Origin of the sequence: Streptomyces poonensis, assembly GCF_014650915.1 — a bacterium.
GTDB classification, from domain to species: Bacteria; Actinomycetota; Actinomycetes; order Streptomycetales; family Streptomycetaceae; genus Streptomyces; species Streptomyces poonensis.
Genome location: NZ_BMVW01000005.1, coordinates 121,234 through 133,344 on the forward strand (window position 1 = coordinate 121,234; position 12,111 = coordinate 133,344).

Annotated in this window: 10 protein-coding genes; 7 read left to right on the plus strand and 3 right to left on the minus strand. The window is 73.0% G+C overall.

Annotated elements, in window-relative coordinates; all coding sequences use genetic code 11:
• The first annotated feature begins 41 nt into the window (after positions 1-41).
• From IE242_RS15475 to IE242_RS15495, 5 genes are all read left to right on the plus strand, one after another.
• Positions 42-659 carry a winged helix-turn-helix domain-containing protein gene (locus IE242_RS15475; protein WP_189859483.1) on the plus strand — a complete coding sequence of 206 codons (618 nt, stop codon included), beginning with the start codon at positions 42-44 and terminating at the stop codon, positions 657-659.
• 62 nt (positions 660-721) lie between these two features.
• Positions 722-1,735, plus strand: a complete 1,014-nt coding sequence (locus IE242_RS15480; RefSeq protein WP_189859485.1) for an SDR family oxidoreductase — start codon at positions 722-724, stop codon at positions 1,733-1,735.
• Between the two features lie 112 nt (positions 1,736-1,847).
• Positions 1,848-3,134, plus strand: coding sequence for a sensor histidine kinase (locus tag IE242_RS15485; protein ID WP_189859486.1), 1,287 nt, complete (start codon positions 1,848-1,850; stop codon positions 3,132-3,134).
• On the plus strand, positions 3,119-3,772 hold the full coding sequence (locus IE242_RS15490; RefSeq protein WP_189859488.1) for a LuxR C-terminal-related transcriptional regulator: 654 nt from the start codon (positions 3,119-3,121) through the stop codon (positions 3,770-3,772). The genes IE242_RS15485 and IE242_RS15490 overlap by 16 nt, the downstream gene beginning before the upstream one ends.
• Positions 3,773-3,909: 137 nt before the next feature.
• Entirely contained in the window at positions 3,910-5,457 is a 1,548-nt protein-coding gene (locus IE242_RS15495; protein WP_189859490.1) for a DUF1996 domain-containing protein, read from the plus strand.
• Between the two features lie 103 nt (positions 5,458-5,560).
• Here IE242_RS15495 and IE242_RS15500 read toward each other — a convergent pair whose 3' ends face one another.
• Positions 5,561-5,971 (minus strand): hypothetical protein, encoded by a 411-nt coding sequence (locus IE242_RS15500; RefSeq protein ID WP_189859492.1) that lies wholly within the window; start codon positions 5,969-5,971, stop codon positions 5,561-5,563.
• A gap of 126 nt (positions 5,972-6,097) precedes the next feature.
• Here IE242_RS15500 and IE242_RS15505 point away from each other — a divergent pair, with 126 nt between their 5' ends.
• Together IE242_RS15505 and IE242_RS15510 are read left to right on the plus strand one after the other, a co-directional pair.
• Positions 6,098-9,223, plus strand: a complete 3,126-nt coding sequence (locus tag IE242_RS15505; protein WP_189859494.1) for an alpha-N-acetylglucosaminidase — start codon at positions 6,098-6,100, stop codon at positions 9,221-9,223.
• A 92-nt stretch (positions 9,224-9,315) separates the two neighbouring features.
• Positions 9,316-10,014 (plus strand): TetR/AcrR family transcriptional regulator, encoded by a 699-nt coding sequence (locus IE242_RS15510; RefSeq protein ID WP_189859496.1) that lies wholly within the window; start codon positions 9,316-9,318, stop codon positions 10,012-10,014.
• Positions 10,015-10,027: 13 nt separating this feature from the next.
• On the opposite strand, the gene IE242_RS15515 is transcribed toward IE242_RS15510, so the two are convergent.
• A complete protein-coding gene (locus tag IE242_RS15515; protein ID WP_189859498.1) occupies positions 10,028-10,384 on the minus strand; it encodes a 5-carboxymethyl-2-hydroxymuconate Delta-isomerase in 357 nt (118 codons plus the stop codon).
• Positions 10,385-10,450: 66 nt separating this feature from the next.
• Positions 10,451-12,076: a SpoIIE family protein phosphatase gene (locus tag IE242_RS15520; protein ID WP_189859952.1), complete on the minus strand. Its 1,626-nt coding sequence runs from the start codon at positions 12,074-12,076 to the stop codon at positions 10,451-10,453.
• Between the last annotated feature and the right edge of the window lie 35 nt (positions 12,077-12,111).

Consider the following 12,111-nt stretch of genomic DNA (forward strand, 5'->3'; position numbering starts at 1 on the left):
GCCCTTCCGTCGAACCCCTCGCGCGAAAGAGCTGACCTCTCATGGCGACCACCCGTCCCCTCTCCACCGCCGCCCTGACCACCGCTCCCCTCACCGCCCCCGACTCCTCCCCCGCCCCCGGCTCCGCACGGCACCGGCTGCGCGCCGTCGACCGGGACGAGGCGGTACAGGTCGCGGACTTCCTGCCGCCGGGCACCACCTGGCTGCCCGCACCCCAGCACACCCTGCCCACGCTGCCGGGTCATCCGCCGATGATCGGCTACCTGGTGCTCGTACCGGCCGACCAGCAGCCGCCCGCCCTGCCGCCCGCCCTGCCGTTCGCGGTGCCGGACCGGCCGGAGACCGACGCCGAGGGCGAGAGCGGCGACTCCCTCGTCCGTGTCGACTCCGCGCAGCGCACCGCCGAGGTCGACGGACGGCCGCTGGACCTCACGTACCTGGAGTTCGAGCTGCTCGCCCACCTGGTCGCGCACCCGAACCGGGTGCACACCCGCGATCACCTGGTCACCACCGTGTGGGGCTACGGACATGTGGGCGACGGCCGCACCGTCGACGTCCACATCGCCCGGCTGCGCCGCAAGCTGGGCACCGAACACCGCAGGACGATCCAGACGGTACGGCGGGTGGGGTACAAGTACACGCCGCCGACCGGCCGTTGAGGGAATCTCCTGACAGCAGATTCCCGTTCCGTACCGGCCGCCGCTCGGGCAGAGTCGGTGTCATGAGCGGTAGGAGACTTCTGGCGCTGGGCGGGACGGAGTTCGCGGGCCGTGCCGTCGTCGAGGCGGCACTCGCCCGCGGCTGGGACGTGACGGTGTTCCACCGGGGGCGGCACCCGGCGCCCCCCGGTGCGCGGTCGCTGACAGGTGACCGCACCGCCCCCGGCGGGCTCGCGGCGCTCGCCGGCACCCCGGGCGAGTGGGACGTCGTCGTCGACACCTGGTCGGCGGCGCCACGGGCCGTACGGGACGCGGCACGGCTGCTCGCCGGCCGGGCCGGCCGGTACGTGTACGTGTCGAGCTGCTCCGTGTACGCCTGGCCGCCGCCCGCCGGGTACGACGAGAGCGTGCCCCTGGTGGAGGGCGCGTCGGCGGACGCCGGGCAGAGCGACTACGCGCGCGACAAGCGGGGCGGGGAGCTGGCGGCGCTGGAGACCTTCGGCGAGGCCCGCTCGCTGCTCGTGCGCGCGGGTCTGATCCTCGGCCCGTACGAGAACATCGGCCGCCTCCCGTGGTGGCTGACACGCCTGGCGCGCGGCGGCCCGGTGCTGGCGCCGGGGCCACGGGACCTGCCCGTCCAGTACGTGGACGTCCGCGACCTCGCCGAGTGGATCCTCACGGCGGCGGAGGCAAGGCTGAGCGGTCCGTACAACCTGGTGGGCCCGCGCGGCCGTACGACGATGGGGGCGCTCCTCGACGCCTGTGTACGGGTCACCGGCGGCGCGGCCGAACTTCGCTGGACCCCGCCCGAGGTGCTCGCAGACGCGGGGGTCGAACCGTGGACGCAGCTGCCGGTGTGGGTGCCGCCGGACAGCGAGCTGCACGGCGCCCTCCACGCCGTGGACGTCTCCCGGGCCGTACGGGACGGGCTCCGCTGCCGGCCGGTGGCGGAGACCGTGGCCGACACGTGGGCCTGGCTGCGGGGTCTGGGCGGCGTCGCGCCCCAGCGCCCGGACCGGCCGCCGGTCGGTCTCGACCCGGCGGTGGAGGCGAAGGTGCTCGGCGCCCACGGGTGACGGTGCGGGGTGCGGCCGGCGCCACCCCCCGGTGCGGGGTGCAGCTGGCACCACCCCCGGTCCGGGCCCCATCCCCAGTGTTTCCGGCCGGTCGCTCGGCCAGACTGACGGCATGAACATCGACAACACGGACAGCGGTCGCCCGCGTACGGGGGTACGGGGCGTGGCGACGGCCGCCGGGCGGGGGCTCGTGCTGGCCTTGGTCTCGCTGCCGGCGTCGGTCCTCTGCTTCTGTCTCTCCCTGGTGTCCATCGCGCTGATACCGATCGGCGTCGGCATCGTCACCACGCCCTGGGTGCTGTCCGGGGTGCGGACGTACGCGAACTGGCGGCGGGTCGTCGCGGCGGAGTGGGGCGGGGTACGGATCCCGCCGGCGTACCGGCCGATACCGGAGGACGCGAACCCCTGGGCGCGCACCTTCGGCATGCTGCGGGACCCGGCGACGGGGCGGGATCTCGTCTGGCTGCCGGCCGACATGACGGCGGGGTTCGTGACCGCCCTGCTGCCGGCGGTGCTGGTGCTCTACCCCTTCGAAGGGTTCGCGCTGGCGGCCGGGCTGTGGCGGGTGTTCACGGACGGCAGCGACGGCATCGGGTACTGGTACGGCTTCGTGCCGGTGTCGGGCCCGGTCAGCGCGCTGGCCGCGGCGGCGCTCGGCGCGGTCCTGCTCGTGGTCGCGTACGTCCTCGCCCCGCGCCTGCTGCACGCCCACTTCCTGCTCACCCGGGCCGTGCTCGCCTCCGGCCAGAACCAGCTGGCCGAGCGCGTCCGCGTCCTCACCGAGACCCGGCGCGACGCCGTGGACGCCTCCGCCGCCGAGCTGCGCCGGATCGAGCGGGACCTGCACGACGGCGCGCAGGCGCGGCTGGTCGCCATGGGCATGGACCTCGGCACCGTCGAGGCGCTCCTCGACAAGGATCCCGAGCAGGCCAGGCGGCTCCTCGCGCAGGCCCGGCAGTCCTCCGCCGAGGCGCTGACCGAGCTGCGCGACCTGGTGCGCGGGATCCACCCGCCGGTGCTCGCGGAGCGCGGGCTCGGGGACGCCGTACGGGCGCTGGCGCTGCGGCTGCCGGTCGCCACCGAGGTCACCGTGGAGCTCGACGGCCGCCGTGCCGACGCGCCCGTCGAGTCCGCGGCCTACTTCGCGGTCAGCGAGGCGCTCACCAACGCGGTCAAGCACTCCGGCTGCGACCGGGTCTGGGTCGACCTGCACCACACCGGCGGTGTGCTGCGGGCCACGGTCACCGACAACGGCAAGGGCGGCGCCCGGATCGGCGCGGGCACGGGGCTGGCGGGCATCGAGCGGCGACTGGGTACATTCGACGGCGTCCTGGCCGTCAGCTCGCCTGCGGGCGGCCCCACCCTGGTCACCGTGGAGATCCCTTGCGCGTTGTCCTAGCCGAGGACCTGTTCCTGCTCCGCGACGGGCTGGTCCGGCTGCTCGAGGCGTACGGCTGCGAGATCGCCGCCGCGGTCGAGAGCGGTCCCGAACTCACGCGGGCCCTGGCCGAGTTGCGGCCGGACGTCGCCGTCGTCGACGTCCGGCTGCCGCCCTCGCACACCGACGAGGGCCTGCAGTGCGCCCTGCAGGCCCGGCGGGAGCGGCCGGGCCTGCCGGTGCTGGTGCTCTCCCAGCACGTGGAGCAGCTGTACGCGCGGGAACTGCTCGCCGACGGCACGGGCGGGGTCGGGTATCTGCTGAAGGACCGGGTGTTCGACGCGGAGCAGTTCGTGGACGCCGTACGGCGGGTCGCCGCGGGCGGGACGGCGATGGACCCGCAGGTGATCCAGCAGCTGCTGGCGCGGCGCCAGGCGGACGACCGGCCGCTCGCCCGGCTCACCCCGCGTGAGCTGGAGGTGCTGGAGCTGATGGCGCAGGGCCGCTCGAACACGGCGATCGCGGAACGCCTCGTCGTGACGGAACGGGCCATCGCCAAACACACCTCCAATATCTTCGCCAAACTGCGACTGGAGGTGTCGGACGACGACAACCGGCGGGTGCTCGCGGTGCTCGCCTATTTGGATCACGGCCGCTGAACGGCGGTCGGAGATCCGCGTCTTCTCAAAATACTCCCGGAGCTCCTGAACACCACACCAGCCCCGTGCGTATGGGAGGGAGCCGCTTCACTCCTGTCGGGCGCCTCGCTGCCCCGCAAGGAAGTCAGAGGAGTTCCATGGGACGCAACACACGAAAACGCCGTTCGCCGCTGGCCGTGCGGGCCGTGGCCGCCTCCGCGGCGCTGGCCGTCGCGGGGGGCGGGCTGGTCTGGGCGAACTTCTACGCCTCGGCGGGCGAGTCGAGGTCCCCGGACCGGAACAGCACGCGCGCCGACACCACACAGGTGGCGACGATCGACTGCCCCGACGTCGGCCAGCAGCTGACGAGCGTGCCGGAACGCGCGCGGACGGGCGTCGACAAGGAGCTGGCGCTGCTGGACGAGCAGATCACCGAGGCCTACGCGCGTCTCGCGTCCACGCGGAACGCCCAGGCCGGTGACGCCGGCTTCGTACAGAACGCGATCCTCGGCCCGCTCAAGTCCAAGCGGACGGCGGCCATCGAGCGGATAGCGATCAACATCAAGCGCGTGGGCGGATCCGCTCCGGGCGGGCTCGACCGGCTCGCCGGCTGTACCGGGAAGACGGTGGAGCAGCCGGCCACCGACGCCGGTGAGGGCCAGGGCGGTCAGGACGACGGGCAGGGGCAGGACCAGAATCAAGGCCAGGACGGCGGTCAGAACGACGACGGTGGCCAGAACGACGGCGGCCAGGACAACGGCCAGGGCCAGGTCGGCGACAACGGCAACGGCGCCGCCGGCCCGTTCGCCGAGGACTTCGTCGACATCACCACGGTGCAGCCGAACGTCCAGAAGATCCGCACCCGGCGCGGCGGCTCGTCCGGCACCTTCACCACGACCTGCGGCGTCAACGAGAACAAGCTGTTCAACACGGACAACCTGATCGTGGCACCCGGCGTGGACAACGGTGCCCACCACACCCACGACTACGTGGGCAACCAGGGCAACGACGCCTTCGCCAGCGACGACGACCTCGCCGCCGCCGAGACCTCGTGCCAGAACCAGGGCGACAAGTCGACGTACTACTGGCCGGTCATCCGTGTCCAGGACGGCACCGCCGAGTTCGACGCGAACGAGCAGGGCGGCGGCGCGGAGGGCAACGTCGGGCGGATCGTGCAGGCCGAGCGCGCCGAGATCAAGTTCGTCGGCAACGCGCGCAGCAAGGTCGTCGCGATGCCGAAGTTCCTGCGCATCATCACCGGTGACGCGAAGGCCTTCACCAACGGCACCGCGAACGCCAACTCGGGCTGGACCTGCACCGGCTTCACGGACCGCGTGCTGACGGACAAGTACCCGCTGTGCCCCGACGGCAGCCAGGTGGTCAGGACCTTCGACTTCCAGAGCTGCTGGGACGGCCAGAACATCGACAGCGCGAACCACCGCTCCCACGTGGCCTTCGCCGACCCGAACACGGGCGCCTGCCCGCAGGGGTTCCAGGCCATTCCGCAGCTGACGATGAACCTGGTCTACGACGTGCCGCGGCCGGTCATAGAGAACGGCCAGATCCAGCAGCCGTTCGCGGTGGACGGATTCCCGGAACAACTGCACAAGCCGATCACCGACCACGACGACTTCATCAACGTATTCGACGAGAACCTGATGAACCGCATGGTCAACTGCATCAACAGCGGCAGGAAATGCAAGTGATCCACAGGTGATTCGCCGAGGTACGGAAAGGCGGTGGCGGGATCTCCCGCCACCGCCTTTCTGCCTTTCTGCCTTTCCGTCTCTCCGTCTCTCCGCCTTCCGCTCATCCGTGACCGGAGTGGTGTGAGGCCCCTTCCTCCATGTTCCCGCCCAGCCGGCCGCGCAGTGCCGTGACCACCTTCGTCCCGCCGACGGCGACCCACTTGCGGCCGACGAGGTAGTGGCCGCCGTAGTCCTTGGCCGCGTTCAGCCACTCACGCTGGCCGCGGTCGGTGGCGAAGGTGGCGAGAACGAACTTCCCGTCGGTGTTCCTGCAGATCGCCTGGCGGATCTCGTCGGCGTCCGTCTGCATGTCCGGTGTGCAGCCGGCCTCGCCCGCCAGGTGCTCCAGGCTGCCCGTCGCCGTCTCGGGCACCCGCGCCCCGCCGTCGTCCGAGCCGCCGCATCCGGCCAGTGCCAGCAGGGCCGCGACCGCCCCGGCAGCCACCGCCGAAGTCCTGCGCGTCAGTGTCATGCGTACCTACCTCAGGTGTCTCCGCGCCATGAGCGGCGACATGAACTCGCCAGCTCCGTACGCACCGTTGAGCACGGACGGCCGTCCCGTTAGCGTGCCGCATCTGTCGACACAGGGGGCACACAGATGAACTGTCCGTCGCGACGCACGGTGCTGGGCTCGGCCGGTGCCATCGGCCTCGGAACCACCCTGGGACTGATGGCTCCGGCCCACGCCGCAGGGAGCCCCCGCAGGGGCCCCGCCTTCGATACGGCTCCCGCGCGCTCCGCGCTCAATCGGCTGCTGCCCGGGCACGCCGACCAGTTCGTGCTCCGGCTCGTCGGGAGGCGGGGCGCGGGCGACCGGTTCCGGGTGACCGGCACCACCGGGCGCATCCAGGTGTCCGCGACGACCCCGGCGACGCTCCTCACCGGGGTGCACTGGTACCTGAAGTACGTGTGCGGGGCCCACCTCGCCTGGAACGGCGACCAGCTCGACCTGCCGCGCCGCCTGCCCGCGCCCGCACAGCCCCTGGAGCGGTCCACCGCGCTCCCCCACCGCTTCGCGCTCAACGACACCAACGACGGCTACACGGCCCCGTACGCGGACTGGGCGTACTGGGAGCGCGAGATCGACCTCCTCGCCCTGCACGGCTGCAACGAGGTGCTGGTCATCGCAGGTATGGAGGCCGTCTACCACCGCGTACTGAAGGACTTCGGGTACTCCGACGCCGAGGCGCGCGCCTGGCTGCCCGCCCCCTCGCACCAGCCGTGGTGGCTGCTGCAGAACCTCTCCGGGTACGGCGGCCCGCTCTCCCCCGAGCTGATCGACAAGCGGGCGCGGCTGGGCCGCCGTATCGCCGACCGGCTGCGCGAGCTCGGCATGGCGCCCGTGCTGCCCGGCTACTACGGGCATGTGCCCAAGGAGTTCGTGGAGCGCAACGGCGGCGACGCGCACGTGGTCCCGCAGGGCGTCTGGCACGGCTTCGAGCGCCCCGACTGGCTGGACCCGCGCACCGACGCCTTCGCGCAGGTGGCCGCCTCCTTCTACGCCCACCAGAAGGACGTCTTCGGCGAGGCGGCCCACTTCAAGATGGACCTGCTGCACGAGGGCGGCACGGCCGGTGACGTGCCCGTGCCGGACGCGGCGCGCGGCGTGGAGCGGGCCCTGCACGCGTTCGAGCCCGACGCCACCTGGGTCATCCTCGGCTGGCAGGAGAACCCGCTGCCCGAGCTCCTCGACGCCGTCGACAGGTCGAGGATGCTGATCGTGGACGGGGTCTCCGACCGGTACACGAGCGTCACCGACCGGGAGCGCGACTGGGGCGGCACTCCGTACGCGTTCGGCACGATCCCCAACTTCGGCGGGCGGACCACCATCGGCGCCCGCGCCCACCTCTGGGAGGAGAAGTTCTTCGCCTGGCGGGACAAGCCGGACAGCGCGCTGGTCGGCACCGCGTACATGCCGGAGGCCACCGACCGGGATCCGGCCGCGTTCGAGCTGTTCTCGGAGCTGGCGTGGGCGGAGGAGCGGATCGACCGGGCCGAGTGGTTCGCGTCGTACGCGGTCTTCCGGTACGGCGGGCGGGATCCCGAGGCGCGCAAGGCGTGGCGGGCGCTGCACGACACGGCGTACCAGCAGCACGCCGTGGAGCGCAGCGACCCGCACGACTCACTGTTCTGCGCCCGCCCCGACCTCGCCGCGAACCGCGCCGCCGAGTACGCGCCGCGCGCCCTCACCTACGACCCCGGCCGCTTCGACGCCGCGTTCGCCGGGCTGCTCGGCGTGGCGGGCGGTCTGCGGCGCAGCGCCGCCTACCGGTACGACCTGGTGGATGTGGCCCGGCAGGCGCTCGCGCACCGCAGCCGCCAGTACCTGCCGCAGCTGCGGGCCGCGTACCAGCGCAAGGACCTCGACACCTTCCGCCGCCTGGCCACGCTGTGGCTGAGGCTGATGCGGCTGTCCGACGAGGTGACGGGCACCGACCCGGCCTTCCTGCTCGGTCCGTGGATCGACGACGCCCGGCGCATGGCCACGAACGACGCCGAGCGCGCCGAGTTCGAACGGACCGCGAAGGTGCTGATCACGGTGTGGGGCGGGCGGGCCACCTCCGACGCGGGCAATCTGCACGAGTACGGCAACCGCGAGTGGCAGGGCCTGATGGCCGACTTCTACGTGCCGCGCTGGCAGAAGTGGCTGGACGCGCTGGAGGACGCGCTGGTCACCGGCACGGCGCCGGAGGCGGTGGACTGGTTCGCGGTCGAGGAGCCGTGGACGCGGGAGCGCAAGGACTATGCGCTGCGGCCGGTGGGCGACGCGTACCGTACGGCCGCGCGCGTGCGGGATGTCCTCGCGAAGGCGCCGTACCAGGGCACGCTGACCGTGACCGCCGAGCCGGCCGCCTTCCCGCCCGGCGGGGACGCGCGGGTCACGGCCGTGTTCCGCAACGTCAACGGGTTGCGGGCGACCGGGCGCGTGGACTTCGCCCTCACCGGCATCGACGCCGAGCCGGAGGGGCCCGCCTCGCTCCCGTCCGTGCCCGCCGCCGGGTCGGGGACCGTCCGCTGGCGGGCGAGCGCGCCGGGCACCCCGCTCGACGAGCCGCTGCGCCCGCTGCCGTACACGCTCACCGTCCAGTACGGGCCGCGCGGCGAGGAGCGGGTGGAGAGCCGGTTCGAGGGCACGCTCTTCGAGGCGGGGCCACTGGCCGAAGGCTGGCGGACGTACACGAACAACGGCGCCGTGTTCGGGCAGTTGGAGGACCGGTTCGCGATCGACGGGGCGGGCGCCGACCTGTGGAAGGGCACGACGGAGTTCGGGACCGTCTACCGGGAGGGGGCGCTGGGCGACGGGGCGGTGGTGACGCTGCGGGTCGACTCCCAGGCGGCGACCGGGAGCTGGGCCCGTGCGGGGATCGTCGTGCGCAACGCCCTCGGTACACCCGGTTCGCCGGGCTTCCTCAACCTGGCCGTCACGCCCGCCAACGGCGTCGTGCTGTCGTACGACTCGACCGGTGACGGCACGCTCGACACCTACCGGCGGATCACCGGGATCAAGGTGCCGGTGCTGCTGCGGCTCACCCGGGCCGGCGGTTCGTACACCGGCGCCTGCTCGACCGACGGCGGGTCGGCCTGGCGGACGGTGGCGACCGTGACCGTGCCGGGTGCGGCGGCCGGGGCGCAGGACGTGGGGATGTTCATGAGCGCCACGAACGGCGGGTCCGGGGCGCGCGGGACGGTCGGCTTCAGCGGATGGGACATCGCCGCTTCCTAGATCGCGCGAGGTGCGGAAAACGTGGTCGAGTTGTGAACGAACTAGGTGGGACCGGCCCGTTGAGGGCCGGTACCGGTCGGTAAAGTGTTCGCATGACCACCGGTGTTCGTCGAAGAATGGGTGTCGAGGAGCGGCGGCGGCAGTTGATCGGCGTCGCCCTTGAACTGTTCAGCCAGCGCTCGCCCGACGAGGTGTCGATCGACGAGATAGCCGCGGCCGCGGGCATCTCACGGCCGTTGGTCTACCACTACTTCCCCGGCAAACTCAGCCTGTACGAGGCCGCGTTGAAGCGGGCGTCGCAGGAACTGGCGGAGCGTTTCATCGAGCCGCGGGAGGGCCCGGTCGGCGCGCGGCTGCTGCGGGTGATGCACCGCTTCTTCGACTTCGTCGACGAACACGGCCCCGGTTTCTCGGCGCTGATGCGCGGCGGCCCGGCGGTCGGCTCGTCCCGGACCAACGCGCTCGTCGACGGGGTGCGCCAGGCCGCGTACGTGCAGATCCTCGCGCACCTGGAGGTCGAGAAGCCGCCCGCCCGGCTGGAGCTGGTGGTCCGTTCCTGGATCTCGCTCGCCGAGTCGACTGCGCTGCTCTGGCTGGACGGGCGCCGCGTCCCGCGCGGCGAGCTGGAGGTCCAGCTGGTGAACGACTTCGCGGCGCTGGCGGCGGTGGCCGCGGCGTACGACGAGGAGATGGCGGCGCTGGTGCGCCGTATCATCGCGGGCGAGCCGGCCGACGGCCCGTTCGCCGCCCTGTCGGCCCGCCTCGTGGCGCTGGGCGCACCGCCCGCCTGACCGGACCTCCGGATCAGCCCTCGAACTTCCGGTAGGACGCGTCCAGGTCCCGTACCTCGGCCGACGCGTGCAGCATCAGCCCGTCCGCCGGCTTGATGTGGCCGCGCAGCAGCTCCAGTACGCCCTCGGTGAGCTTCGCCTTGGTCTCCTCGGTGCGTCCCGCCAGCAGTCCCAGCGTCACATGCACGACGGCGTGCCCGTCGGCGTCGCCGCCCACGGTGGTGTCCTCGGTCGGCCGGAACTGCGTCTTGCACGCCTCCAGTCGCGCGGCCGCCGTCTCGACCACCTCGGCGTGCAGCGCCTTGACGAAGGCGCGGCGGTCGAAGGTGTCGGCGAGCGCGGCGGAGTAGTCGACGGTGATCTGCGGCATGGGGACTCCTGTTCGGATGCGTCCTCGAGGGTTCCCGGAGCGGGCGTCCGGGACGGTGATCACACCCTAGTCGTCCAGCCGCAGCGCCAGCAGGGCGATGTCGTCCTCCCGGTCGCGGCCGAAGTGCCGCAGCAGCGAGTCGCAGAGCGCGCCCGTGCCGGGCGGGGCCGCGGCGGCCGCCGTGCGCAACTGCTCCATGGACACGGCGAGATCCGTGCCCCGGCTCTCTATCAGGCCGTCGGTGACCATCAGGAGCCGGTCGCCCGGCCCGAGCACGGTCTCCGTGGGCGCCGGCCGGTCGAGACCGAGGCCGAGCAGCGGTCCGGCCGCCCGCACATACTCGGCTCCCTCCCCGTCGCGCACGACGAGCGGTGCGATGTGGCCCGCGTTGGCGATCCGGGTGCGGCCGGTGGCGGGGTCGACCAGGACGAGGCAGACGGTGGCGGTGACCTCGGGGTGGTAGTGCTGGAGCATCCGGTCGAGCCGCCGGGCGAGCGCGCCGGGATCGGCCTCCTCGACGCAGTAGGCGCGCAGCGCGTGCCGGATCTCCACCATGACGGTGGCCGCGTCCAGCGAGTGCCCCACGACGTCACCGACCGCGGTGAGCACACCCTCGCCGGTGCGCAGGGCCGCGTAGAAGTCGCCGCCGATCTCGGTCTCGCGGGAGGCCGGCTCGTACCGTACGACGACGTCGACGCCCGGCAGGTCCGGCAATCGTTTCGGCAGGAAGCTGTGCTGCAGGGTGAGCGCCACATGCCGCTCCGCCTGGTACATCAGCAGCGGTTGCGCGGCGAGCGCGGTGGCCTGGGCGAGCCGGGCGACCAGGGCGGCGGTGCCCGGCGGCGGTTTGCGGTGCCGGCGCGTGGGCGTGGTCAGGCAGACGGCCGCCCGGCCGTCCCGGGTGCGCGTCACCACCATGCGCACGTCCTCACCGGCGTCGCGCGGGAAGAGACCCGGCGGCCACAGCGGCGCGGGCACGACGGTCTCGAACACCGAGCCGGCGGCCGCCGTCACCCGCCGCACCAGCCGGGCGACGGTCTCGCGCGCACCGCTCTCCGGCGGCGCCGCGGCGGCCCGCCCGCAGTGGATGCCGCTGTACACGTGTCCGCCCTCGCCGACGACGAACACGGCGGCCGGGCCGCCGGTGAGCCGGGCGGTGCCCGCGGCGGCGACCCGGGCGAGCTCGCTCGGGCTGTGCGCGGCCTGCACGGGAAGGATCGTCTCGGACAGCAGCGTCAGGTCCTGGGCGAGGTGCTCGGCGCCGCTGCGCATCCGGGCGCCGCGCAGGGCCGCCCGGACCACGGCCTGGATCTCCTCGGGTTCGGCGGGCACCGTCAGATACGCCTCGCCGCCCGCGTCCAGGCCCCGGCACCGGTCGCTGGGCGCGACGGCGGCGGCGGAGAAATGAACGACGGGCAGCGTGGCCATCAGCGGCAGCGCCTTGAGCCTGCGGCACAGTTCGAAGCCGCTCATATCGGGCAGCCCGACGTCGACGAGGGCCACGTCGGGCAGGGCGCCCGCGCGCAGCCGCAGGTCGAGTTCGAGGAGTGCCTCACCGGCGGTGGCGACGGGGACGACGAGGTGACCCGCCCGGCGAAGGACGGCGCCGAGCGCGCAGCGGCTCGCGGCCGCGTCATCGACGACGAGGATCGTGGTGTTCTTCTGGTCGGCCCGTTCGGCCCGTTCGGCCATGGAATCCACGCGGCTGGCCCCTGAGCTGAGGTGGT